Origin of the sequence: Clostridium sp. (genome assembly GCF_036660475.1) — a bacterium.
Taxonomy (GTDB): Bacteria; Bacillota; Clostridia; order Clostridiales; family Clostridiaceae; genus Clostridium_J.
Genome location: NZ_JAVXAO010000001.1, coordinates 116,734 through 142,622 on the forward strand (window position 1 = coordinate 116,734; position 25,889 = coordinate 142,622).

The 25,889-nt window shown below is 29.6% G+C and carries 21 protein-coding genes and 1 pseudogene; 2 read left to right on the forward strand and 20 right to left on the reverse strand.

The genetic code is table 11. From position 1 onward, the window contains the following. The first annotated feature begins 140 nt into the window (after positions 1 to 140). Positions 141 to 710 (forward strand): histidine phosphatase family protein, encoded by a 570-nt coding sequence (locus RSA29_RS00505; protein ID WP_346941851.1) that lies wholly within the window; start codon positions 141 to 143, stop codon positions 708 to 710. A 197-nt stretch (positions 711 to 907) separates the two neighbouring features. On the opposite strand, the gene RSA29_RS00510 is transcribed toward RSA29_RS00505, so the two are convergent. The 18 genes and pseudogenes from RSA29_RS00510 to RSA29_RS00595 all read right to left on the reverse strand — a co-directional run bounded on the left by RSA29_RS00510 (position 908) and on the right by RSA29_RS00595 (position 20,481). Next, complete coding sequence (locus tag RSA29_RS00510; RefSeq protein WP_346941961.1) at positions 908 to 1,195, reverse strand: GNAT family N-acetyltransferase; 288 nt, start codon at positions 1,193 to 1,195, stop codon at positions 908 to 910. Between the two features lie 15 nt (positions 1,196 to 1,210). Beyond that, positions 1,211 to 1,828 carry a hypothetical protein gene (locus RSA29_RS00515; RefSeq protein WP_346941850.1) on the reverse strand — a complete coding sequence of 206 codons (618 nt, stop codon included), beginning with the start codon at positions 1,826 to 1,828 and terminating at the stop codon, positions 1,211 to 1,213. 223 nt (positions 1,829 to 2,051) lie between these two features. Beyond that, complete coding sequence (gene argS / locus RSA29_RS00520; RefSeq protein ID WP_346941849.1) at positions 2,052 to 3,809, reverse strand: arginine--tRNA ligase; 1,758 nt, start codon at positions 3,807 to 3,809, stop codon at positions 2,052 to 2,054. 348 nt (positions 3,810 to 4,157) lie between these two features. Continuing rightward, positions 4,158 to 4,805 carry a hypothetical protein gene (locus tag RSA29_RS00525; protein WP_346941848.1) on the reverse strand — a complete coding sequence of 216 codons (648 nt, stop codon included), beginning with the start codon at positions 4,803 to 4,805 and terminating at the stop codon, positions 4,158 to 4,160. Further along, positions 4,762 to 5,928 (reverse strand): ABC transporter permease, encoded by a 1,167-nt coding sequence (locus RSA29_RS00530; RefSeq protein ID WP_346941847.1) that lies wholly within the window; start codon positions 5,926 to 5,928, stop codon positions 4,762 to 4,764. Before RSA29_RS00530 ends, RSA29_RS00525 begins: the two co-directional genes overlap by 44 nt. Before the next feature lie 74 nt (positions 5,929 to 6,002). Continuing rightward, positions 6,003 to 6,887 carry an ABC transporter ATP-binding protein gene (locus tag RSA29_RS00535; protein WP_346941846.1) on the reverse strand — a complete coding sequence of 295 codons (885 nt, stop codon included), beginning with the start codon at positions 6,885 to 6,887 and terminating at the stop codon, positions 6,003 to 6,005. Positions 6,888 to 7,028: 141 nt separating this feature from the next. Beyond that, positions 7,029 to 8,201 carry a HAMP domain-containing sensor histidine kinase gene (locus RSA29_RS00540; RefSeq protein WP_346941845.1) on the reverse strand — a complete coding sequence of 391 codons (1,173 nt, stop codon included), beginning with the start codon at positions 8,199 to 8,201 and terminating at the stop codon, positions 7,029 to 7,031. After that, positions 8,189 to 8,863 (reverse strand): response regulator transcription factor, encoded by a 675-nt coding sequence (locus tag RSA29_RS00545; RefSeq protein WP_346941844.1) that lies wholly within the window; start codon positions 8,861 to 8,863, stop codon positions 8,189 to 8,191. Before RSA29_RS00545 ends, RSA29_RS00540 begins: the two co-directional genes overlap by 13 nt. 415 nt (positions 8,864 to 9,278) lie before the next feature. Continuing rightward, positions 9,279 to 9,542, reverse strand: a complete 264-nt coding sequence (locus tag RSA29_RS00550; RefSeq protein WP_346941843.1) for a hypothetical protein — start codon at positions 9,540 to 9,542, stop codon at positions 9,279 to 9,281. Continuing rightward, entirely contained in the window at positions 9,518 to 9,736 is a 219-nt protein-coding gene (locus tag RSA29_RS00555) for a hypothetical protein (protein WP_346941842.1), read from the reverse strand. Before RSA29_RS00555 ends, RSA29_RS00550 begins: the two co-directional genes overlap by 25 nt. A 45-nt stretch (positions 9,737 to 9,781) precedes the next feature. After that, positions 9,782 to 10,948, reverse strand: coding sequence for an MFS transporter (locus tag RSA29_RS00560; protein ID WP_346941841.1), 1,167 nt, complete (start codon positions 10,946 to 10,948; stop codon positions 9,782 to 9,784). Positions 10,949 to 11,068: 120 nt separating this feature from the next. Beyond that, complete coding sequence (locus tag RSA29_RS00565; protein WP_346941840.1) at positions 11,069 to 11,590, reverse strand: hypothetical protein; 522 nt, start codon at positions 11,588 to 11,590, stop codon at positions 11,069 to 11,071. Positions 11,591 to 11,871: 281 nt separating this feature from the next. After that, positions 11,872 to 12,297: a hypothetical protein gene (locus RSA29_RS00570; protein ID WP_346941839.1), complete on the reverse strand. Its 426-nt coding sequence runs from the start codon at positions 12,295 to 12,297 to the stop codon at positions 11,872 to 11,874. Positions 12,298 to 12,479: 182 nt separating this feature from the next. After that, positions 12,480 to 14,216 carry a HAMP domain-containing sensor histidine kinase gene (locus tag RSA29_RS00575; RefSeq protein ID WP_346941838.1) on the reverse strand — a complete coding sequence of 579 codons (1,737 nt, stop codon included), beginning with the start codon at positions 14,214 to 14,216 and terminating at the stop codon, positions 12,480 to 12,482. A 37-nt stretch (positions 14,217 to 14,253) separates the two neighbouring features. Further along, positions 14,254 to 14,943 carry a response regulator transcription factor gene (locus tag RSA29_RS00580; RefSeq protein ID WP_346941837.1) on the reverse strand — a complete coding sequence of 230 codons (690 nt, stop codon included), beginning with the start codon at positions 14,941 to 14,943 and terminating at the stop codon, positions 14,254 to 14,256. A gap of 305 nt (positions 14,944 to 15,248) precedes the next feature. Continuing rightward, positions 15,249 to 17,117, reverse strand: coding sequence for an ATP-binding cassette domain-containing protein (locus tag RSA29_RS00585; RefSeq protein WP_346941836.1), 1,869 nt, complete (start codon positions 17,115 to 17,117; stop codon positions 15,249 to 15,251). Next, positions 17,117 to 19,084 (reverse strand): ABC transporter ATP-binding protein/permease, encoded by a 1,968-nt coding sequence (locus RSA29_RS00590; RefSeq protein ID WP_346941835.1) that lies wholly within the window; start codon positions 19,082 to 19,084, stop codon positions 17,117 to 17,119. Before RSA29_RS00590 ends, RSA29_RS00585 begins: the two co-directional genes overlap by 1 nt. A 125-nt stretch (positions 19,085 to 19,209) precedes the next feature. Next, a pseudogene (locus tag RSA29_RS00595) lies at positions 19,210 to 20,481 on the reverse strand (trypsin-like peptidase domain-containing protein). Between the two features lie 283 nt (positions 20,482 to 20,764). On the opposite strand from RSA29_RS00595, the gene RSA29_RS00600 reads away from it, so the two are divergent. Next, entirely contained in the window at positions 20,765 to 23,080 is a 2,316-nt protein-coding gene (locus RSA29_RS00600; RefSeq protein ID WP_346941834.1) for a PTS transporter subunit EIIC, read from the forward strand. A gap of 81 nt (positions 23,081 to 23,161) precedes the next feature. Here RSA29_RS00600 and RSA29_RS00605 read toward each other — a convergent pair whose 3' ends face one another. Together RSA29_RS00605 and RSA29_RS00610 are read right to left on the reverse strand one after the other, a co-directional pair. Further along, the gene (locus tag RSA29_RS00605; protein ID WP_346941833.1) at positions 23,162 to 24,919 is read right to left on the reverse strand and encodes a DUF4153 domain-containing protein; all 1,758 of its coding nucleotides are present in this window, start codon (positions 24,917 to 24,919) and stop codon (positions 23,162 to 23,164) included. 16 nt (positions 24,920 to 24,935) lie between these two features. After that, positions 24,936 to 25,760: a M15 family metallopeptidase gene (locus RSA29_RS00610; RefSeq protein ID WP_346941832.1), complete on the reverse strand. Its 825-nt coding sequence runs from the start codon at positions 25,758 to 25,760 to the stop codon at positions 24,936 to 24,938. Positions 25,761 to 25,889: the final 129 nt, after the last annotated feature.

Genomic DNA, 25,889 nt, shown 5'->3' on the forward strand with positions numbered 1-25,889 from the left:
ATTTAAACCCAAATATGTTAATATATACATGTATGATAATTGAAGCGGTAAACTTTACATTTCCACCTAAATGTAAAATACAACTTAATTTGGTGATTTGTACGAATGTTATTTTTAGTTCAAAAGGAGGAGCTGTTTTTATGAGTATTTTTTTATTAAGACATGGAGAAACTGATTGGAATACTATTGATAGGTTGCAAGGACACACGGATATTTCACTAAATGAAACAGGAAAAAAGAAGATTGAACAAGTTGCTTTTTTCTTCAAAAGAAGCATTGGTGATATTAACTATATTATATCTAGCCCTCTATCTCGTGCCAATGAGAGTGCGTTGATTTTTTCAAATGGCGTTGGTTACAAAGGAGAAATAATAAGTGATAAATTATTTATCGAGAGATCTTTTGGTTTAGCGGAAGGGTTGTTACAAGAAGAGATTAAATTAAAATTTCCCGATTTTGACGTCCCTGAAATGGAGTCCGAAGAGAATGTTTTTTCAAGAGCAATACAAGCTTTAAATTACTACCATAGCGTATATTCTGATGTAAATATATTAATTGTAACCCATGGTGCTGTGTTAAAGACATTAGTAGATAATCAAACACCTTACTGTGGAGAAGACATCAACATAATAGAATCTGTCCCAGGTGGTCTATTTAAATTAGATTTACGAAATGGAGAGTATCAAATTAAAGAAATTAAGGTTATATAATAATTATTAAAAAATCATGTATCATAAAATATAGTATCCTTTCATCTTATATGTTTTTTGTTTCCAATATTATTAACCATATATTTAAGTTAAGGATACTATTCTTTATAAAAATTGGTTTATTATTTATTTTCACGTGCCTTATCCCACTTTACCTACATACTATGCAAGACACTTACTTCAAATTATGCTTATTATTAAAGATTAATCCAATATATTTGTTGTTCTTTTCCTTCATGGAAATTTTCATCTGTTAATATGCCACCGCAACTCATCGCTGTTTGGCTTGAAGCAATATTATCTTTATCACAGATAATCATTACCTTTGGAATTTTCATATCTTTTGCAATTTCTAAAACTAGTAATAATTGTTGCTTACCATAACCTTTTTTTCTCTCAGTGGGACGAATGCCATAGCCTATGTGTCCTCCATGTTTTTCTAATTCCTCAGTTAAAAAGTGACGTAGTTGAATAGTTCCTATAATTCTATTATCAGATTTTCACTCCCTCTCTCTAAAAAAATCATCACAAAACTTATGCCATTTTATTTCATATTCTTCATGAGATATTAATTCAAGGTCAAAGGGTGAATATATCTTTCTCCTTCTTGCCTCGTCTATAAAACCTTCTATGTAGTCTCCAGCTTCCGTTAAATATCCATTCACCTTTGAATACCCTTTACTCACTGCATAATAAAGTCTAGTATGTCCATCTAATGATGTAAAGGAATCACCTATTTTAGTAAGTGGAATAAAAATATCTTCCTCACTTTTTATGAAATCTTCTATTGCTTTAACTTTATCTATATCCACAAAAAATTGAGAAGGTTGAATATCCTTTATATTTATTTCAAATATATCAACTGACGGAAATGACTTTATCAGCTCTCCATGAATATTATAAAATTTAATTATATGCTCTGAATAAAATCTAAATTCATCAATGATTTCAGCCACATCAATTTCTTTATCAAATATAACAATAGCAGAATTTTCACTTATTATATTAAATGCACATTTATACTTTCCTTCAACAATGAAAGCCCCATGCTGTTTTAATATATCAGTATCAAACCTCTTATCATCATAACTGTTAATCCTTTGTATTTTATTCCCCATTTGCCTACCTCCACATATTGCTATTTATACATTTTACATAACAACATATAAATACTTTTTTATATCCAAATTATAACATAAGCCAATGACATATTTAATATCATTGGCTTATGTTTAATATTTCAATTTTGATTTTTATAAATGTAATGAAATGTTGTCATTACTAACCCCTCTCTAATCCCATTTAAAAGATTAGATCCGCAATAGCAATTAAATTCCCATATTACATTCTTTCAACACTTTCCATACCTAATAAATCTAATCCTTGCTCTAATACATCCTTCACAAGATTAATTAGTGTTAGCCAAGATTGTTTTTTACTTTCGTCTTCTTCTGATAAAATCTTTGTATCATTATAGAATTTGTTGAAGTTATTAGATAATTCATAAATAAATTCACAAACTCTGTGTGGTGCTCTGTCTCTAAAGCTTAATTCAATAACTTCATTAAACTTAGCTAATTGTAACATTAAATCTCTTTCAGCATCACTTTTTGGTACTAATATATTAGTATCTTTGTCTACACTACTTGCCTTCTTTAGAATTGATTTAATCCTTACTATAGTATATAGAATATAAGGACCTGTATTTCCTTCAAAAGATGCAAATCTGTCTATATCAAACATATAATCCTTAGAAGCTTGGTTTGATAAATCCCCATACTTTAATGCAGCTAAACCAACCTTTGAAGAAATCTCTTCAACATCTTCAGCTCCTATATTTTTATTATCTTTAAGCTTTTCTTTACCTACCTCTTTAATTATATTAATTAAATCAGCCAGTCTCATTACTCCACCCTCACGAGTTTTAAATGGTTTTCCATCCTTACCATTCATTGTACCAAAGCCTATAAAGTCTAATGCTATATTTTCACTTGCAATACCTGACTTTTTAGCAGCTCTAAAGAATTGCTCATAGTGAAGTCCTTGTCTTTTATCCGCTAAATATATTATCTCATCAGCCTTTAAATCTCTTACTCTCTCTACTACTGTAGCTAAGTCAGTAGTTCCATATAAAGATGCTCCATCTGATTTTAATAATAAAAGTGGTGGAACTGGACTCTTGTCTGTTTCTTCACTTACCTCAAAAACTAAAGCGCCTTCACTCTCTTTTGCATATCCGCCTTCTTTTAAGGATTCAATCATTGGTGAAATAAACTTCTGTGCATCACTTTCACCATTCCATAATTCAAAATCAACATCTAATGCACCATAGTTTTTCTTTAAATCCTTAACAGATACATTTAAAATATGGTTCCAAAGAGCAAAATATCCTCTTCTACCTTGTTGAAGTTCAACTGTAGCTTGTTTTGCTGCTTCCATAACTTTTTCATCACTTTTAGCAAGACTGCTTGCATATGGATATATGTCTTCTAATTCATCTATTGTAAATGGAGCTTCTACCGGATATTCTCCTGTGAAGTTTTCATCAAAATATGGTAAAGAAGGGTTTCTTCTTTCAACTTCTGATATAACCATTCCCATTTGAAGACCCCAATCACCTAAGTGAACATCTCCAATTACATCATGACCCATATATTTAGCTATTCTTTTTATACTTTCTCCAATTATTGCTGATCTTAAATGTCCTATATGCAGTGGTTTAGCAACATTAGCTCCACCATAATCAACAATTATCTTTTTAACTTCAGTAGCCTTTGATAATCCAAAGTTTTCATCCTTATTCACCTTATTAACATACTCTATTAAGAACTCATCATTAATATTCATGTTAATAAATCCAGGTGCTACAGCCTCTAGCTTTGAAAATATCTTATTATCTTTTAATTTTTCAACAACCTCCGCAGCTATTATCATTGGTGCCTTCTTATATTTTTTTGCATTGGCTAAAGCCCCATTACATTGATACTGACATAAATCAGGTCTATTTGATACATTTACCTTACCCGTTTCTCTATCATATCCACACTCCTGAAAAGTGCTTTTAACTAAATCACTTATTTCATCAATAAATATTTTCATAACCTTACCTCCTATAAATTTATATAAAAAAATCCGCCTCTTATCATACAAAGAGGCGGAGTATTTCCACGGTACCACTCAATTTAACTAAAAAAATTAGTCACTCGAAACTTTAACGCAGTTAACGACATACCCTTACAATGCTCAGGCAGTTTCTCAAAGTCCCTCTTCCTCATTCTATATCTTATAAGGCTTCCACTCTATCCTTACTCGCTGTTAGATATTAATAAATAAGTACTCTTCTTTTCATAGAATTTTTATATTTTATATTTTTATGTTTTTTAATCTTTAATTATAAATTCTCAATCTTTAATTTATAATTTTTAATTTAATAATACCTCATCCCAGTTAATTTTTCAAGCTTTTATTTAATAACTGTATTTTAATGTTTCTCAGCATAATCCCTACAGTAATCATTGCAATTCCTGAAATTAATAAATATTTTTTATCCTCAATATTTCCTCTCATCATTGAAAACAAATATAATTTGCCCAAATACTTTTTACCTGCTCCATAACACATAATATAATAAAGCATAGGCACCATATAAGCTACTGCAAGATTATTAAATATACTGTATATCAAAATTCCTAATCCACCAATAAATATACAATTTGCCATTGTTCCATAGAAATACTCTGTAAATGGAAAGTTGCATGATTTTGTTTTGAGATAAAATAAAAATCCCAGGATAAAAATAGTTAAAAATAGTATTGATTCAAGTAACCGTATTATATGAATTACTGCCATTGATTCTTTTTTAGATTTTACTAAATCCAAAATATTTTCATCTTCATCTGGTATAAACAACGGAACCAATAATATAAGCCCTAATAATGATATATATACGTCTAATATTTTAGCAGTTTGCAAATAATTCAAATTTTCCACACCCATAATAAGAGGGGATATCAAGCAAATCATAAATGCAACTATTACGTGTGGAAATAAATTAAACTTCCAATTTACCTTTGCGATTTTTAAATATCTTTCCATTAATGTTTAGTACCCCCCTTCGTTTCATATCATATATAAATATTGTGGCTATTATTAATATAACGCTAATAAAACTATAGAATAAACGATTTACTACTAACTCATTAAACACACTTATATATATGTCATACTCGCCCAAGGTATTAAATCTCGGAATCAAATTTAACCCAACATTACCAACCAAATTTGAAGCCCCTAATGAAATACTTACAAACCACCATATTCCTTGGATCAATATCGCAATGGGTCCATTTGTAAGTTCTGTGAAGAAAAAACCCATAGATACTGAAACCATTGCAATTGGCATCAACCATCCAAAAATATATTTTACAAAGGCAAATAAATCTCCATCAACCCCATTGCTACTTGCAGAATACATAGATTGTAAGGTAGGTGTAATACTAATTATAAGAAGTGGAACTAATATCATTATAATAGTTGCTAAATATCTAGATATAATAATAGTTGTTGACACTGCTTTCTTTGAGAAAATTACATCTGACGATTTTGACCTTTTATCTTTAAGAACTCTCGTAACCGCTAAAAATACAGGAAGAATAGCTAAAACAATTCCCATATAATCGCTAAATAATCTTGCGTAGGCTCCTGATACCTTATCCTTATAAATAATATCTTCATATACCTTAAGTTCATCTTCATAGGTCTCTGGAACCCTTGCATTTTTATTCATAGAATTAATATTATAGTCACTTCCACCGCCGAGCAACTCATCTACTTCATTCATATACTCTGAAAACTCTTTAAACTGAAGTCCATTCTTTAACATTAAACTATCATATAGCGTTAAACTCTCCTTTGAGTTTAAATTGTTCAAAGATTGTTCAATTTCTATCTTTAGTTCTTCTTCTTCAATTCCTGTTACTTCTTGTATGATTTTAAATATATGATTTTGTTTTTCATCATTTAATTTTACTTCTTTATAAAACCCAATTGGATACGTGACATATTGATTTCTGCTAAATTCTCCTATCAGGCTTTGTAATGTTGTTTCCATAATTATATTTGTATCATCACTATATTTGTAACCATAATCTTGCAGCCCTTCTACTGGTTTTGTTACACCTTCAAATTGTCCCATTTGTGTAATAAAAAAAATAATCATACATGCCAAAAATATATAGTAAGTGCTACTCTTTAATATTTCTTTACACTCTTTTAAGAACAGTGTTATAAACATTATTTAGCACCTCTTTTCTCATGCATAAGATACATATATGCATCTTCAACATTTGGTGTGCAAAGTGTAGCACCTTCAAATAAATTTTCCTTATGATCTACAACAAATCTTACATTTACCTCACCAGGCATCATTAACATATTTGTAACAAGATATTTTTTCTTTACTTCATCTAGCTCTACCTTAGATATTTTGGCTGAATATATTTTGCCTTCAGTCTTAACTAAAAGTTCGGTAACTGTGCCATGATAAATTATATTTCCTTCATCCATAACTGCAATCTTGTCACAGGTCGCTTCTATATCTGCAACAATGTGAGTTGATAAAATAACAATTCTATCATTAGCAATTTCAGAAAGTAGATTACGAAAACGTACTCTTTCTTCTGGATCTAGTCCCGCTGTAGGTTCATCTACAATTAAAATCTTGGGTTCATGTAATATAGCTTGTGCAATCCCAAGTCTTCTTTTCATCCCACCTGACATAGCCTTTACCTTAGTGCGCATGTTATTTTGTAGATTTACACTTTCCAATAAATTAGGTATTCGTTCTTTCCTTGTTTTTTTGTCTAACCCTGACAAAACTCCTAGATAGTCCATGGCCTCATATGCAGTCATGTTACCATACATAGAAAAATCCTGTGGCAAATAGCCTACCATTTCTCTTATTTTATTTCCTTCCTTTACATTTACACCACATATGGTAACTTCTCCACCATTAGTAGGTAACAAAGTTGTAATTACCTTCATAAGTGTAGTTTTTCCTGCACCATTTCTCCCTAGTAATCCAAACATACCTTTTTCAATTTTTAAATTTATATTTTTCAAAGCTTGCTTGTTACCGTAAAATTTGTTCACATCACTTAAAATAATTTCGGTATTCATAATTTCACCCTCCCAATATTTTTACTATAAGGCACCTTTTAAAATAGATAAGTCAGTATCCTCGGTTATTTTGAGTTACTATTTATCTTCTTATCTTCAACTGCCTAAATAAATTCTAACAAGCAATTCACTATTTTCTATCTACATAATTAAAAAACTTGCGCATACAATAGCACCACCTCTTGTACTATTTGTAAGCTTCAATTCACCTCCATGTTTTTCACATAATAACTTGCAAATGGTAAGCCCGATTCCAAAATGGTTACCTGACTCTAATCTATTTGTATAGTAAGGTCGTGAGGCAAGATATAAATCCTCCTGTGAAAATCCTTTGCCATCATCCCGTATATAAATAAAAAGTAAATTCTCTTCTTCCTCTAAAATGATATCAACTTTGGACATTGTATAGGAAAGAGCATTAGATAGTAAATTATCTACAACCTCTAAAATAATCCCTTCATTAAAATATGCTTCTGTCACTGGTAATTTATTATCAATTTTTATTTCCATGCTATGATGTAGCTTTAACCCATTGACAATCTCTGTTATCTTTCTGCCTATTATTTCCAAATTATTCTTTTTAGGATTTGTCTCCATTGAATCAAAGGTATGAATATCCTTCATTGTCTCTGAAAATTCCTTTAATCTATTTACCTGGGACTGGATTAATTCAAGGGTTTCCAATAATTTTTCTTCACTGATTTTTCCTTCTGGATAATATTTAACTAGAAGTTCCGTGTATCCTTGAATTACTGTAAGTGGATTACGAAGATCATGAGCAAATGCAGCATTTAATTGTCTTTGACTCTCCATTATGCTCCATACCGTTTCATTATTTTTTGAGAGCTGTATACGCATTTTATCAAAAGCTTCACATATTTCACCCATTTCATCTCCACTTTCATAACAGCATGAAAAACTTAAATCATTGCGACTAATATATTTAGCTTCTTCTTTCAAAATTAAAATTGGTTCTTCAATCTTATTTTTATAAAAAATATTAGATGTAATAACAATTGTAATAATTGAATAAATCAAAATAGAAAACTTTTGAACAATATCAATTAATGTTATTATCATTAGGTCTACTGAATCTAAATTAACAAAAGAACTAATAGGTACGGGGCTATTTTTATCAACTAAATATTTCTGATAGATTAGAGTTCTCCACCCCTCGCAAAATACCACCGTTACTAAATAAACAATTACAACTGAACTAATGGCAATAATTAAATATATACTTAATGCCTTTTTTAGCGATTGCATTTTCAACCTATTCTTAACCTGTAATAATTTCTCATCTATCCAATCCATTTATACCCTACTCCCCAAATTGTTTCTATCAATGTGTTATTAGTGCATTTTGCAAGTTTTACACGTACTCTTCTAATATGTTCAGTGATAATACTACTATCACCATCTTTATCAAATCCCCACAGGTTTTCATAAATTTTTTCTTTAGTAAATATTTGTCCTTTATTCATACTCAGCATCTCAACGATATCAAATTCTGTCTTTGTAAGAGATATCTCTTTTCCCTCATAAAATATCTTTCGTTCTGAATATGATATAACTAATTCTTTTAAAAACCTGACCCTATCTTTGCTCACCTTACGTTCTTCACGTCTTAAATGAGCTTTAACTCTTGCATCTAATTCTTCTATACTAAATGGCTTTAAAATATAATCATCGCCACCTACCATTAGCCCTTTTACCCTATCCTGCTCTTCAATTTTAGCTGTTAAAAATAAAATTGGACATGATACAAAATCTCTTATTCTTTTGCACACCTCTATACCATCCATCTCTGGCATATTAATATCTAATAAAATAATATCTAGGTCTAATGCCGCTTTTTCTAAAGCTTGTACCCCATTGTATGCTGTATATACTGAAAATCCTTGAATTTCAAAGAAGTCTTTTAATAATCTTACTATATTTTTTTCATCATCAATTACAAGAATTTTATAATTCATTTATAATTCCCCCTTCATTTATCCTTTTAATCTTAACTTCTAATTCTCTATACTTTCTCTACATCTATCATATCAATTATAAGTTTCACATCTACTTATTTTCCACTAAACACTCTGCTCTTCTTTTATTAATATAATAAATGCGAATATAAAAATTTCACTAGTTGATTGATATTTGTATTTTATCAATTTTTGCAAATATCTTATAGTGTTTTCTCCATTTTTGAGTAAATCAGGTGTCACCCCTATGTTCCTCCATAGACTCATGCACCCCATCTTAAAGCATACGGCTCACCATAACGAGTATAACATATACTTTTTTTATAGAAAAACTAAATAGGCTTATCCCTTGAGATAAGCCATCTAATATCTTTATAATAAACTAAACACTCTATAGAAAGTTGAGTCAACCAAACTATACATTATGCTCATAACCTTGTTTCATTTTCCTCCATTGTTCAGTCACTATTCTTACCAACTCGTCAGCTGTGTCACGATTAAGTGGCATAACTATACCATTGTAGATATAATAAATTAAATATGAGTGCAATACCTCATATCCTCCTTTATCATATTCAGCAATAGTTGGAAGATACCCATCACAACCATTTGTATATGCTCCAAAATGAATAAGGTCATCATTACATGCCTTAACTACATCAATAGCAAGCTCACACATGACTTCATTGGAAACCCCACAAAAACATCCATGTCAGAATCTACAATTTTAAGAACGCCTACACGTCTATCTAAAATACCATGTTCATCTCTACGGTTAATTCCGATATCAGCTTCTACCTTTCCCCATACGGCTTTAATTGGTGCAATATTTTTTTCTGCCTCACTTACCCCTAAAATCAGTTGAGGTTTCACCTACCCCATTCCTTCATCCATTTTAGTAAAGTTCAATCCTTCTCACTATTTAACAGCCCCATATTTATTCTTAACCATTACAAAGGTTAATCCAGCTACCACAAACATCATAATACCATTTAAATAAAATGGTGCTGCATGTGATACGGTTTCATAAAGTACTCCTCCTATTAAAGGTCCAACTACACCAGCACAGTTTCCCACCATGGTATAAACTCCATACATTTCGCCTCTTGAACCTTCATTTGTTACCTCAGTATATATTCCCTGCTCTGATAGGTTATATAAGCTTCCACCTATTGATGAAAAACACCATAATGCCGCTAGCATAATAACTGAATTAGCACCAGGAGTAATTATCGTTACAACTCCACATACAATAATTCCAATTATCATAGATCTTTTCTTTCCGTTGTTATCTGAGAATTTACCTATTCTTTGAGATAATATACTTTCAATTATAAGTGAAGGTATATATGCATAGGCCACTAAAGTAATATCGTTATTAAACTTATCAAGTAAATATATCATAAATATTGGCCCTAATATTGATCCTCCTAGAGATGTTATAAAGGATATTATCAGAATCTTTATTGTATCTATTGAAAGTTTTTTCTTTTTTTCTCCTTCAAATGCTGAACCATTCTTAGTTTCAGGAACTTTTTTTATAACATAGAAAGCTCCATAAATTGCTGCCAATGAAAATATAATAAATAAAATCTGCCATGCCTTCATAAACTTAGTTGATGAAAACACAATAAATGTTAAAATAATTCCATATAAAATACCTGTAGAACTTGCTGAACCTCTTTTCCCAAATTCCTCTGAAAAATTCTCCACCTTTGTAGTATCCGAAATAATTGCATAGGTTGAAATTGTCATTAACGCTGCTGCAAAGCCTTGAAGTATTCTAGCTATATATATTTCAATAGATGAATCTGCCATTGAAAATACTCCATATGCAATTGCATATCCTACCATAGCGGTAATTAATATAGGCCTTCGTCCAAATTTATCAGAAGCTTTACCGATGATAGGCTTCATAATTAGTAATACTAGTGACAATACCGAAAATAACCCTGTTATTTCTATGGCATTCATATTCAACTCTTTACTATATATAGTTAACAAAAAGGACATCACTCCCGCTGATAAAGATGTCAATATTATTGGTTTTCTTAAGTTAACGCTGCTACGTGATTCATTGTCCATTAATTTTCCCCCCATGATTTAAAAGTAATCGCAACAATTAAGTTACTCCTATAATTGTAAAATATATACTTTGAAATAACAACCTGTCCCAGAAAATAATTTTATCAACAAATAATTAATCTATTTTTTATTTACCTCAAATATTCTCTCATAATTTGAATCAGGAATTTCTATTAAAACCTTGTCCCCATCTAGCCATGTTACCTTTACATCCTCTTTATTATCAATAACTCCCTTTATCCATTGCCACTTTGGATGTGGAATCTCCTTCATAAGAATAAAAAATTTCTTCTCATAAAGTTCTACATAACGCTCTGATCCAATAACTGTCATTTTTTGAGCAGCTATAATTGTAGTTTTTCCATTTGGAGACTTATATATATATTGCTTTGTCACAGTACTTGTAAGTAATAAAAAAATTGATACAAGAATAAATATAGTTGAAACACAAACCACACTAACCTTATGTTTCCCCTTAATAATGAAATAGAAAATAGTTTCTAAAATAATCATTAGTATAAACAATTCATAAGTTTTATCTACATATATTAACTCAAAGTTAAATGCTGTCAACGTAATTATAATATTAATTACAGCAATTAGTATTATATAAGATATGAGAAAAATTCTTTTTAACTTCATAACTCCTCCACTAAAACTCAATATGCTATCTATATTTATTCCCCCTATACAAAAAAATGACACATTCCTGTTAAGATTGTGTCACATATTTTAATCATTGGTTTTATGGTTTTTGTACTTATTGTAATCTTCATATTATCCCCCTTGATTTCCAATTAAGTATAAGGAATATCTCATTACTTATTTTTACTTTATTGTATCATCTAGTAATTTTAATCACAATAACCAGCATAAATAAAACTAGGATTTCTCCTAGCTTTACTTTATATTTTAAATTTTAATTAGCAACCACAACCTTTAATACAATTTATATATTCACATTGTAATTTTTCTAATTTACATCCAAGTTTTTTTGCCTCACATAATTTTTCATAAGACTTTTCTGCAAGACATAAACTTTCTTCTTGTAATTTTTCTATTATACAACTAAGTCTTTCCATTTCTTCAGCTATTTTTTTACATCTGCATGAATTCACATTTAACCCATATTCACAGCCATAGCATTGAAGCCATTTATTAATTTGTTCTAATATTTCTTCCCCTTGTTCATTTAAGCATATGCCTTTTTCTAAATTTTCAATAGCACAATGTAGTTCTTTTAAAGCTTGCTCAAATTTTTCATCTGACATCTCTTCTATCTTCTTATATTCACATAAAAGATTTTCAATATATTCACGGCCACAACCACAATTACATCTAGAACTCATAAACAACACTCCTTTAATTAAAATGTAGGTAAACAAGTACCTATGATATACTATGCTTCTACAATTAAAGGTGTTATCAATACTTGTTCAAAAAAATAATTTATTAATTCAAACTTAACTTACACGCTGTTTAGAGTATAATTTCATTTTTCACCTTTTCAAATTTAGGTTGTAATTCATTTTTAGTATCCCCTACACTTTTTTAATGTAAAATAAAATTTCACGCTATTTTTTTCACTTTCAACACCATAATGGCTATCGTGTAGCTCTAATATTCTTCTTACTATAGATAACCCTAATCCTGTTCCACCAAAACTCTTATTCCTCGACTTCTCTATTCTATAAAATGAATCCCATATTTTCTCTACTTCTTCATCACTTAATGTAACCCCAAAGTTTTCAATGTTAAAGACATATTCATCATAATCTTTTGATTGTGATATAGTTACTTTAATAGTTTCACCTTCTGGGGTGTATTTAATTGCATTAGTAAGTAAATTCGTGATTACCTGATTTATTCTTTTCTCATCGGCAAATACAATCATCTCATCCTCATCATTATCATTAAACTCTATTTGAACCTCTTTATGTTTAATCATAGACCTTAACTTATCTTTTTCCTTTAAAACCATACTCCACAAATCAAATGGACCTTTACTAATCTTAAAATTAGGTGATTCTAGTTTCGACATCTCTAGCATTTCTTTCACTAAATCATTCATCTTACTGGTCTCATCTAAAATATCTTCATACATCTCCGTAGTATACATTCCACTCTTTATTCCATTAATACTACCTTGAATAATAGTAATAGGAGTTTTAAGTTCATGGGATATATTTGAAATTAACTCCTTACGCTTCTCCTCTAATACTTTTTGAACTTCCATTTCATTCTTAAGTTTTAAATTAGTATCTTTTAATTCACTTAAGCTCTTTTCCAAGTTTTCAGAAATTAAATTTAACGAACTACCTAACACACCTATCTCATCTTCACTATTAACATTATACTTATACTGAAAATCACATTCCGATATCCTCTTTGCCATGTTACTCATCTCGACTAAGGGTTTTGTCATTATCTTAGAATATATTAATGAAATTACTATAACCAAAATTAATACTATAAAAAACACCATAAAGTAATAACTATTCATAGTTCCAATTACCTCATTTACCTCAGCAAGTGGAGTTACTGCAACAATATACCCACCATCTACTGCCTTGCTACTAAATAATATTTCATCCACACTAATGTTATTTTTAACTCTAGCACTATAATTTTCATTACTAATTATATTTATTTTTTCTTCATCACTTAAATATAAATCTGCATTAGCTAAACTATTATAACTATTGTCCTCTTTAGTTACCTCTCCTATAATACCATCTACATATATATCTTTTTCTAATGAGTTAATATTATATGATGGAATCACTTGCATAGCTGAATTATTAATTTTGCTAGGTATTATTTCATAGATTTTTTCAAGTTCTATCCCATTGATAAAAATACTTTGGGGAAATACATATCCATAATCACCTTCTATACCTGCTACCTGTATATAATCGTTTCTTTTAATATCTGTATTAGAAAATTGCTCTCCTAAAATAACTTTATATTCTTTCCCATGTTTTTCATCGTTAACTACTACATATCTACTTCCCATATAAGACTCTAGTCCTATGCCATTGCTTAAATCTGAATCTCTAAAGGATAACGCTATGTTGTCTTCACTCTTAACATTTTGAATAAACCTGATTATCTCATCAACATTACTTTCTTTTTTAATAAAACTTTCAAAGGTTTTTATATTATCTTCTAATATGTTTTCTTTCTTATTTAAATAATAACTTTCAAAATATATTACCTGAAAAATAATTTGAGAAATAACTATGGAAACTAAAATTAATAGATTCATAAAAAATAATTTAGAGGTTATACTTTTTTTTAGAAATTTATTCAACATCAAATTTATACCCTACCCCAAAAATAGTCTTGATACAATAAGCTTTATGCTTTAAGCTTTTTCTTAACTTCTTAATTTGAGCATCTACAACTCTAGTGTTTCCATAATAATCATATCCCCATATTGTTTCTAAAAGTTTTTCCCTACTTATAACTATATTTTTATTTTCCATTAAATATTGTAAAATTTCAAACTGCTTTAATTCTATTTCTACTTTTTCACTATCAATATAAACTTCTCTTGTTAGTCTATTTAATTTTATCCCATTAAACTCTAAATCGTGCTCATCATTATTTTCTTTCGAGTTAAACATAGCATCTATTCTATCTAAAATCACCTTACTTTTCGCTATTAAGATTTCTAAGCTAAAGGGCTTTGTAATATAATCATCTACCCTTAGCTCATAACCCATTAAAACGTCCTCTTCATCTGATCTTGCAGTAACCATAATCACAGGAACATCAGATATCTTCCTTATACGTCTCAATACCGTAAACCCATCTAATTTAGGTAACATAACATCTAAAATCATTAAATCTATCTCATCATTAAATTTTTCTACGGCATCTAATCCATCTATGGCACTAACCACATTAAAATTATTAAATTTAAAGTAATCGCATATCATTTTGTTTATTTTTTTTTCATCTTCTACTATTAATACAGTTTTATTTTTCATCAGCTCAACCCTTTCCTTTTTTTTGCTATATATCTTCTACCTCTAATACATTTCACGTGTTAAAATCCTTAATAATTTTATCCCTATTTTCAAATTTCAAATTTCAAATTTCAAATTTTTAATTCTTAACTTTTAACTTTTAACTTTTAATTTTTAACTTCAGACCCTGCCCTTCTAATTATAATATATATTGCAAATAAAGGATGCCCCTATTTTACTGGAGACATCCTTTTAGGCATCCTAAAATAAATAATAACTCAAAATAATCGAACATACTTACTTGTTTATTTATTAAGATTCCTTATTTACTTTCTTAAAGCTTCTGCTATTTCTGTTTTCACTAATTTATTATTAATACATGCAGATAATCCCATTGTTAAACCTAAATTTATAATAATTAAGATTGCAATACTAACAAAATTAACCTCTATACCATATCCAAACTGACCTTTATAGATTAAATCTAAAATGAATATAAATATAAATGCCATAATAGTTGAAAGCCCTGCAAAGTATATACTTTCTCTAAAGATAATTTTATTAATATTACCTTTAGTATATCCTAGTGCTCCAAGAACTCCAATTTCAGTATATCTTTCTATTGTAACTCTATATAGAATTATAGCACTAATAACTAATCCAACTATTAAGATTAAATATGATAAAACTGTATATAGCTTTAATAAACTATTAAATGACTTTTGGAAAGCCTCAACTTCACTAGCTTTTGTAAATACACCTATCCCACTATCCTTTAAACTTTTATCAATTTCAGGTATTTTTTCAAACTCCTTAATTGTGAAGGATATTGAGGTTGGATTCTCTTTATCAATTTTAGCCTTTTCATAAATTTTATTTTCTAAATCACTACTTAAAATAAAATCTTGATATATAGAATTAGTTAATCCTGAAACAGTTACTTTAAGTTCTTCACTTTTACCCTCACTATTTATATATTCAAACACAACTTCTTTACCTATTATACTTTTTATATCATCCACTATTCTCTTTGCTACATTTGATGATATGGCCATTTCATTTTTATTATATCCTGGCATATTTCCGTAGGCCATAGTCTCTTTGGCTATTACTGTTGGAACTTTTACTGGTATATCAATACTTTTGCTACCATTCTTTATTTTTATATTTTCTAAATCATATTGATAATATACATTTTCAAGTTCACCATTAGATTTTAACTCATTATAAACCTTATTTATATCTTCTGAATTTTTTTCTCCACCGACAAGTGTAGGAATACTACCTATATTATAGAATAGATTCTTTGTCTTAAAATCATTTATAATATTATTTGTAATCTTTTGGGTTGAAAGAGAACCCACAAAGGCTGATGATCCAAAGGCTATTATTACTGCTGCTAAAATAAACTTAAGTAGGTGTATTTTAAAGTTTTTAAAGCTAATATGTTTTGCTATTTTACTGCTTAACCTTGGTTCTTTTTTATTTATATTCTCTTTATCACCTTCAGAGGTTACAGCAATTTCTTCATTGTTTTCTGACTTTTTAACTTTAATTTTACTATCATCTAGCTCTATTACTTCATCTGCATACTCTAATACTTCTTCATCATGTGAAATCATTATTACTTGCTTTGTTTTAGATATATTTTTCAGAATTTCCATTATTGATTTTGTTGATTCACTATCTAATGCTCCTGTTGGCTCATCTGCTAAAATTAATTTAGGCTCATTTATAAGTGCCCTAGCAATCGCTACCCTTTGTTTTTGTCCCCCGCTTAAGGTTTCGATTTTTTGATTTGTTTGATTATCTAACCCTAAGGAACTTAATAGTGCTAATGCTTTTTTTCTTTTTTCATCTTCTGTTATATGATTTTCCAAGTTAATCCCCATTAATATATTTTCTAAAGCAGTGTAGCCTCTGAAAAGATTATAATTTTGAAATATAAATCCAATATTGTTAAATCTATATTTGCATAACTCTTCCATACTTAATTTATTTAATTTAATATTATTTACCTCTATTTCACCTTCATAGCTTCTATCAAAACCTGCTATTAAGTTAAATATGGTAGTTTTCCCACTACCACTTGGCCCAAAGAAACACGTTAACCCCTTTTCTCTAAAGGTGTAATTAACATCATCACATATTTCTACATCGCCAAATTTCTTAAATATTTTTTTTAAAATAACCATTATCTATCACCCGTCATTATACTACTTTCTGCTTTTATATTTGAAGTTATAATAGCTGAAACTATTCCCATAACAACACCTTGTACTAATATAATTACTATTCCAGTTACCATGGATTTTGTCCCTGCTACTGACATACTAAATATTTTGCTAGATACATTATTAATCAATGGAGATGCTACCACAAATAAAACTATGGCTGATATTGAAATTAATAAATTTTCAGCAATACTTAAATTAAATATACTTCCTTTTGAATATCCATTTATCTTTAAAATTGCAAATTCTCTCTTTCTTAGGAATCCATTAATTAACACTACTGCAAGAGTAACTACTACTGCTATTGCTGCAATTATTACAGTTATTGCTCCTGACTGTTCCTTTGTTGTACTATTAATTGATAAAACATCCCTTACCTTTTCAAACTCTCCCATTGCAGTTATGCCTTCTTTACTTAATTCATCAACTATAGGCATAATATCTTTAATATCTTTCACTCTAATTGTAAATGAAATATTTTCTTTACTTGAATTTGATTTTTCTTTTATCTCTTTAACTACATCTAACCCATATATAAATGAATCCTCAAGCTCATATTCAACTTTTCCATATTTAGCATCTATATATGATACCGTTGTATCTACTACACCAACTATAGTTAATCCATCTATGTTACTTCTAACTTCCTTCGGTTGTCCACTTGACCAATCATAGTTTGTACCTACCAAAGATAAAGTTTTTCCTATAACATCACCTGCTTTTAACTTTGATCTTTCTATAAATAATTTTGATACAACCACTTCTCTTTCTCCTGATTTTGGCATTCTTCCCTCTACAACCTCATCAACATAAGGCACGCTACCAGAATCTTCCACCTTGTAATCTTTTAATATGCCATCTATATTAACTACCATATTACGAACGCCTTGTTGTGGTACAAGCTGCTCTATCCTTGGATCATCTTTATACTTGTCTAGAACCTTTGAAACATCTTGTTTTATATCTATATTCGGTTTATTAGTTTCATTACCATCTGTTCCACCTGCACTAATTGCATTGCTAACTACCTCTATATCCCGTAAGCGATTTCCACTGGCTTCAACTAACTCATTTAATATTTTCTCTTGTTCATTACCTACAGTACCACTTACATTTAATAATAAAAAGTAGGATGATAACATTAAAATTAATGAAGTCATAACAAATTTCATAAACAGTCCCTTAAAGTTCTTACACCCTAAAGAAAATGCATTTCCAAAAGATAATTTTGGATTAATTAATTTAGTTTTAGATATTTCTGCTTTTTCATTAGCTCCACTAGCTATCTGTAAAATACTTCCTTTATCTAATAAGAAACAATTACTTTCATTATCCATTAAAGATTTATCATGAGTTACAACTATCACTAGTCTTTCCTTGGAAATTTTCTTTAAAGTATTCATTATTATACTAGAAGATTTTTTATCTAAGGCACCCGTAGGCTCATCCGCAATAATCACCTCAGGATCTTTTACTAAAGCTCTTGCTATGGCAACTCTTTGTTTTTGTCCACCAGATAACTTAGATACATTTTTCTTAGCTAAGCCATCTATGGCTAATCTTTTTAAAATAGTACTTACTTTTTTATCTTTTTCGGCATTGCTTAAATTTGATAGGTCGAGTACCACCTTCACGTTATCTTCAACTGATAAATGATTTACAAGCTGAAAGTCTTGCCATATAAATCCAACTGTGTTGTAGTAATAAGAGTTTAAATCTTTCTCTTTAAATTCTTTTAAACTACTTCCCTTATATAAAACTTTCCCGTCATACTCTTTATCCATACCACTTATTATTTTTAACAATGTAGATTTACCACTACCCGATGGTCCCACAATAAAGTTTAATCCACCTTTAAATTCTATATTTAAATCCTTTAATACTCTCGTTTTATTGAACTGTTTACTAATATTCTTTAAAACTAACATACGCTATCTATCCCCTTTTCTTAAATTATTCTATAACCCATTATTTCATTAATTTATGATTTGCAAAGGTTTATTGTGTGACTTTTTTATGACTTTAGTTAGGGCATCTTATAAAAATAAATAGGTCAGTTTCCATTTGGCTTTTGTGCAGGCTTTGCCTTATATACTTCTGCGGCTGGTTGTCCCTCACTGAAATTACCTCCCGATGATCCATTGTTTGGATATACTCCATTATAATCATCTCCTGAAAATTCACCATTTGGATATTCACCATTGAAATCATCTCTTGAAAATCCACCGTTTGGATATCCACCATTGAAATCATCTCCTGAAAATCCACCCTTTGGATATCCTCCATTAAAATTATCCCCATATGGATTCTTTTCATTTCCACTTTGATTCTTGTAGTTTTCTGGATTTTCTATCATAGTTCTAACATACTTTATTGGGACTGCAAATCCCATACCTTCAACATTTTCACCACTTTGCTTAGCTGTGTTTACCCCAATAATCTCTCCCTTAAGGTTTATTAATGGACCACCACTATTTCCTGGATTTATAGCTGCATCAATTTGAATAAAATCTCTACTAAATCCATCTATACTAATCTTTCTGCTAGTTGAACTTATTATGCCCTTTGTAACAGATCCTGAAAACTCTTTACCTAAAGGATTTCATATAGCTATAACCTCTTGACCTGCATTAATTTCATCGCCACTTGCCAATTTAGCTATTCCTGGCATTTCAACCTTGTCTGTTATCTTTAATATGGCTAGATCATCTTTTTTACTAGTACCTACAATTCTTCCATTAACTTCTCTACCGTCATGAAATGTTATCTTTACATTTGAAGCATTTTCAATAACATGATAATTTGTTACTACTGTTCCGTCTTTATTTACAATAAATCCAGTTCCTACATTTTGTTTCCCCCCACTAATGATATTACCTTGTGATGATACCGTTATAGTAACAACGGAAGGCGATACAAGCTTTACCACATCTTCAATTGGCATATTTTCTTTATTATTATTTTTATAAGTATTATTCTCTTTATTATCTAGTTTACTATTTTCTTCACCTTTATTTAGGTTACTGCCATCCAGTTGCATTTTTAGATTTGAAGCTTTGCTATCATTTAGAGTATTCAAATAATCATTTGCTAAAAATCCTCCCGCAAAGGCCATAAGTGTTACTACTGCTGTTAATACTGTTGCTCCAGCTATTATTCTATTATTTTTCCTCCTATTCTTTTTATTTGAATCCGCTATAACATTCTTAATAGCTTTATTGTAATAATTCTCTTCCTTATACTTATTATTAAATTCTTCATCTATTAAACAATTAAAGTTTTCTGATAGTTCATCATCATACATTTCGTCATATTTTCTATTCATATTCTTATTCTCCTTTCCATTTCTTTAATTAAATTATAAGGAGTAGTTATGTATATAAAATGTTGAATTTATGACTTTCAAATGACTTATACCCTAATTTACCGTATTTCTGCAAGCTGCTACCTTTTTATTTACCTAATTTGTAATGTTGTTATTTTATAGACATTTATCCTTTAAATACTATATAATAACAATATACCCATTTGTCAATTTATGCATATATAAGTTGTTAAAGTTAGTATTTTGTTTAAATATATATTATACAGTCATAAAGGGGGAAATTATGAATACTATTAAGTCTACATATAGTACTATCAACGATAAAACTTCTAAAATGCTATACCTCAATTTGGTGAAGGATGCATTTATCGAACTCATTCCTATTATCACTGTGGGTTGTGTCTTTACAATTATAAACAACCTTCCTATACCCTTATATCAAAACGCTATGGTTTCACTATTCGGAGAAAATTGGAAAAATCTCGGTGGTACTATTTGGCAAGGTACCTTTGCTATACTATCCTTATTACTTTTAATCAGCCTCAGTAAAAAGATAGCTGAACATAAGAAAATCCCTACTGATATAGCCATTATTACTGCTATATCTTCACTTATAATCCTCATAGAACCAACCCTTGATGGTGGCATACCTTTATCTTGGCTTGGAACAATGGGATTATTTATAGCAATTTTAAATAGTATTATTAGCGTAAACCTATTTGCATTCTTCTGGAATAAGGACAAGTTAAAAATAAAAGTTCCTGATGGAGAAGTGAGTGCTGCTAGTAAAAGATCCTTCGATGCAATTATTCCAACATTGCTTACCTTATTAATCTTTGGAGTAACACTGCAATTGTTTGGAATGATATTTGGAACTAAAAATATTTATAAATTATTTTATGATTTAATACAATATCCATTTGGATTCTTACAAAGTGGATTTTTAACTTCCATTATATACATATTAATAAATCAAATTCTTTGGTTCTTCGGAATTCACGGCTCTGCTGTTACTGAAGTTCTAAACGAGAACATATTTACTCCAGCCATAACTTCAAATATAGCCGCTGCAGCTAATCATGAGGCTGTGCTTAATATCTTCACAAAGCCATACTTTGATTCTTTTGTCTATATGGGTGGTGCTGGTGCTACTTTATGTTTAGCCATAGCCCTTCTTATATTTAGTAAAAAGAAATTTACTAAACGTTTTGCTATAATTGCTTTAATAATGGGATTATTTAATGTAAATGAACTTTTAGTATTAGGATTACCACTAGTTTTAAATCCGCTACTAGCAATTCCATTTATACTAGTTCCTATAGTTCTAAATATTATTGCTTATATAGCCACTAGCCTACATTTAGTACCAATGACCATTGCTAGCGTCCACTGGACTTCTCCAATTTTAATAAGTGGTGCTGCTGTTACTGGTTCTTTAGCTGGTTCTGCATTACAGCTTATAAACCTTGCTGTCGGCATTATGATTTACATGCCTTTCGTTAAAATCTATGAGAAAAGACGATTTACTTCTCTAAATAAAGTTAATGATTTCTCAAATAAAATTATTTCTGGTGACCTTTCAGTTACTATAGATGAAGATTACCTAAACCGTAATGATGATATTGGAATCATAGCTAATGCCCTTGAGCATACTAGGAAGGATTTTTCAGCTTTAATTCAAAATTTAAAGGTTCAAATTGATAATAGTAGTAAACAATCCGAACTACTATATGATACATCCTCTAAGTTAACTTCTGATTTAGATGATATTAATAATGACCTTGAAACCTCCCTTGATAACTCTAAAAATCAATTTACAAGTCTTGAGGCTATAACTCATATTATTTCTAAGTTTAAGGTAGATTTGTCACATATTATTGAAGATGTAGATGAAGTTGGCAAAAGAGCTGAAGAAGTTAGTAGTTTCTCCTCCTATGGTGAAAAAGAACTTGTAAATGTAGATAAAGCTATAAAGAATACTTCTGAATCCTTTAGTAGTTTTACTGGATTAATGGAAGCTACCTATGGAAGTATAAATGAAATAAATGTTCTTATTGATTCTATAAATGATATCTCCAACATGACAAATATCCTAGCTCTTAACGCCTCCATCGAAGCCGCTAGAGCTGGCGAAGCAGGTCGTGGATTTTCTGTAGTAGCTTCTGAAATAAGAAAACTTTCCGAAGATACAGATACAATCCTAAAGGAAATTATTGATAAAGTTAATATAATAACTAATAATATATCATTTATGGACAATGCGAAAAACGGTCTAGGTGAGCAAATAGACATTCAAGAAAAACATAGTAAATTAATGATTGATTTATTTAATAAAATAGGCACTTTAGTTAAGTCAGTAACTGAAAAAGCTGAGAATGTAAAACTAGTTACCGAAGATATAAAAGATAAGAATGAAGTCATTGAAAATAAAGTAATAGATTCTCGAAATATATCTAAAGGACAATTAGAGTATACAGATAAAATACTTCATTTCTCTCAAGACTTAAATCAAGTATCAAAGGAAATGAATAAAACCTCAGATCAAATCAAAGTGGATACTGATACATTGCAAAACACGGTAAGTAAATATAAGGTGTAATAAAAGGCTGATAATTCTTAATTGAATTATCAGCCTCTTATTATTTATTTTCAGATGCCTTACTTAAATATCAAGTATCACTTACTTAACCTTGATGAAAACATAAAACTGAAGTTCTTTTGATTCTATATTTCCATTAAGTGCAGTTTTACTACCTGATATATTTTTAAATTTAAATTCTACTTTAACCTTGTCCGTTTCATCTTTTAACCTCATACTCTCACTCGGAATGCTGCCACTCTTACTATTTAAACTGTTATCATTTCCATACTTATCTACTAAGGCTTTAATATATTCATTGAAATCATTAGAATATATTTCTTTTCCATCCTTGTATATTATGAATTTGTTAGATGCTTTATTATAATTCACTGTAACTCCAACATCACTTTTCTTATTGTCAGTTTGGTAACTAGTTAAATCAAATAAGTAATCATATTCTTTTATTTCTATTGGTTTTGAAGATTCCTCCACAGTAAAATAAAAATATTCATAATTATCCCCATAATAATACACAGAATCTTCTATCCCTAACTGACTTTTTATATCTCCAATTTTAAAGTTATCTGGTAAATACTTAACATCCTTTAATTCATGTTTATTATTAAAATAATGTAGAATACTACTAATTTCCTGTTGGTCCTCTTTTGAAACCTGACCTGTAGATTTTACAACTTTCCCATTTTCAACCATATTATTTCTATTTGCTATTTTTTCAAACCTTCTATTTTGGCTATATTTAGATATACTATAGCTACTTAAAGGTCCAAAAACTGATACTAGTATAATTATTGCAAGAGATGTTGGAAGGATTATATTTTTTCTTTTTTTACTTGCTGAGAAATATATCATTACTCCAAAAACCCAAATTCCAAGGGCTAAGACAAAATACCTATTTTCTGTTATTCCATAAGCATTAATCCTTATTCCCATGGAAACAAACATCATTCCCATAAGTGGCAATATAGCCTTTGGAAATATATTTATATATTTCTTTACCCACTGGCTTTGGTCACTGACTGCAGATATTAAAAATATTGTTACCGCAGATATTACTCCATACCACAGTACCAAATGGGAAACTAATCCCTCTGGCCAATTCATAGTAATAATTATTTTCCCAAAATATATATAAAGTATAACTGTGTATACAGATATTAATGGCATTATTATATATAGCATTAATACTTTTAAACCCTTTGGATAGGCTTTAACACTAAGTCTTTCACCCTTACTTGGAATTCCACCAAGAAAGAAACAAGGTGCAAACACACCAACTATTATAAGCCAAGTGTAATAGTATATTTCCGGATCAATTTTAATTTCTAAAAGATAATTAATAGTAAATAATATTGCTGCGAGCCCTAGATATAACACCACTGAATATACTACTGTTGTAAAAAAGCGTTGTAAAACTCTTATTACATATATCTCAAAATTTTCTTCTTTATCTATATATGGAATAACTAAAAAGCCTAAAATAAACACCAGATTAAACCCTACGTAACGAGTTATTTCAACCATGTTTACATCCTTAAGAAGAAACCACCCATAGGCTATAAGTAAAATTGCTGAAGTACCATAATATATAATTCTACTTTTTTCATTTTCCTTGTTTTTACTCTCTAAAAATAATTGAATACAAAGATATACTGGAATTCCTAGAGCCATTACCATTGCAATCCGCTGCAAACCATCATCCCATTGCCACTTTTCAGCCTCAGACATATAGATTAATATAATAACCGTGGCCATAGACAAAAGTATTTCTATAGGAAATCTTTTCATAGATTCCTTTATAGCATTTTTCCCCTTATTAAACATATTGCTTATCCCCATACACTTGCCCCCTTATTTAATAACTCTCCCCATACTCTTCTAAACTCTTACCTCCATCAAAGATTTCTTTTGCTGCATTTTTACCTACATATCTAACATGCCATGGTTCATAATTATAGCCTGTTACTTTTTCTTTTCCGGCTTCATACCTTACTATAAATCCATATTTATAGGCATTATTTGCAATCCACTTAGCCTCTTCACAGCCCTCATATATCCATCCCCATGAAGCTGCTAAATCCATTGCTTCTCCCAGTTGATGCTCACTTGACCCTGGTTTTGCTACATATTTATCTGCATATTCCTGCCCTTGAACTTTAACATTATATTCATACAAAGTCTTCTGTGTGTCATAAGATCTATATCCTGAAAGTCCATATAAAATTATATTTTCCTTAGCTGCGCCTTGTACAAGTTTTTCTAAAGCCTTTGAAGCCTCCTTAGTCATATATTGTTCTTCCTCTGTAACCCCCTCTGAAAATGTCACATTTACCTTCACCATATCTTTAGGAACATATTTTTTTTCTAATACATACTGCTTATTTGCAAGAGTTAATGAAGATCCTTTTATCGAAACTACTCCTTTTGTTTTCACCTTAGAGTTGTCTACAACGACTTCTTTGCTTTCGTTAGAATTATCTACACTATCACCAGCCGCATTAACTTTAGAGTAATCTATAAAATATACTACCGTAATTATTGCTAAAAATATAAGTATCATAAATCTTTTCATCATTCGTTTTATCTTAATTCGATTTCTTTTTTTAATAAGCTGTCTTTCATAATAACTCCGATTATTATTTATACTAAGCTTCCCTTTATTTATGTCTTCTTTTTTCATAAATTATATTTAGCAAGTAAATAAGTTATATACACCAAATTCTCGCTAAAGTTCACTTCCTTCCATTTTATATATTTTTCTATTTAAACTATATTTTAATAGTCATATAATTTCAATATTTATATTATC

Excerpts from the sequence above, each read along its gene's own strand:
- RSA29_RS00505 (WP_346941851.1), top strand. The coding sequence starts at position 141 with ATGAGTATTTTTTTATTAAGACATGGAGAAACTGATTGGAATACTATT.
- RSA29_RS00515 (WP_346941850.1), bottom strand. The coding sequence starts at position 1,828 with ATGGGGAATAAAATACAAAGGATTAACAGTTATGATGATAAGAGGTTT.
- argS (WP_346941849.1), bottom strand. The coding sequence starts at position 3,809 with ATGAAAATATTTATTGATGAAATAAGTGATTTAGTTAAAAGCACTTTT.
- RSA29_RS00525 (WP_346941848.1), bottom strand. The coding sequence starts at position 4,805 with ATGGAAAGATATTTAAAAATCGCAAAGGTAAATTGGAAGTTTAATTTA.
- RSA29_RS00530 (WP_346941847.1), bottom strand. The coding sequence starts at position 5,928 with ATGATTATTTTTTTTATTACACAAATGGGACAATTTGAAGGTGTAACA.
- RSA29_RS00535 (WP_346941846.1), bottom strand. The coding sequence starts at position 6,887 with ATGAATACCGAAATTATTTTAAGTGATGTGAACAAATTTTACGGTAAC.
- RSA29_RS00540 (WP_346941845.1), bottom strand. The coding sequence starts at position 8,201 with ATGGATTGGATAGATGAGAAATTATTACAGGTTAAGAATAGGTTGAAA.
- RSA29_RS00545 (WP_346941844.1), bottom strand. The coding sequence starts at position 8,863 with ATGAATTATAAAATTCTTGTAATTGATGATGAAAAAAATATAGTAAGA.
- RSA29_RS00550 (WP_346941843.1), bottom strand. The coding sequence starts at position 9,542 with ATGTGTGAGCTTGCTATTGATGTAGTTAAGGCATGTAATGATGACCTT.
- RSA29_RS00560 (WP_346941841.1), bottom strand. The coding sequence starts at position 10,948 with ATGGACAATGAATCACGTAGCAGCGTTAACTTAAGAAAACCAATAATA.
- RSA29_RS00565 (WP_346941840.1), bottom strand. The coding sequence starts at position 11,590 with ATGAAGTTAAAAAGAATTTTTCTCATATCTTATATAATACTAATTGCT.
- RSA29_RS00570 (WP_346941839.1), bottom strand. The coding sequence starts at position 12,297 with ATGAGTTCTAGATGTAATTGTGGTTGTGGCCGTGAATATATTGAAAAT.
- RSA29_RS00575 (WP_346941838.1), bottom strand. The coding sequence starts at position 14,216 with ATGAATCTATTAATTTTAGTTTCCATAGTTATTTCTCAAATTATTTTT.
- RSA29_RS00580 (WP_346941837.1), bottom strand. The coding sequence starts at position 14,943 with ATGAAAAATAAAACTGTATTAATAGTAGAAGATGAAAAAAAAATAAAC.
- RSA29_RS00585 (WP_346941836.1), bottom strand. The coding sequence starts at position 17,117 with ATGGTTATTTTAAAAAAAATATTTAAGAAATTTGGCGATGTAGAAATA.
- RSA29_RS00590 (WP_346941835.1), bottom strand. The coding sequence starts at position 19,084 with ATGTTAGTTTTAAAGAATATTAGTAAACAGTTCAATAAAACGAGAGTA.
- RSA29_RS00600 (WP_346941834.1), top strand. The coding sequence starts at position 20,765 with ATGAATACTATTAAGTCTACATATAGTACTATCAACGATAAAACTTCT.
- RSA29_RS00605 (WP_346941833.1), bottom strand. The coding sequence starts at position 24,919 with ATGGGGATAAGCAATATGTTTAATAAGGGGAAAAATGCTATAAAGGAA.
- RSA29_RS00610 (WP_346941832.1), bottom strand. The coding sequence starts at position 25,760 with ATGAAAAAAGAAGACATAAATAAAGGGAAGCTTAGTATAAATAATAAT.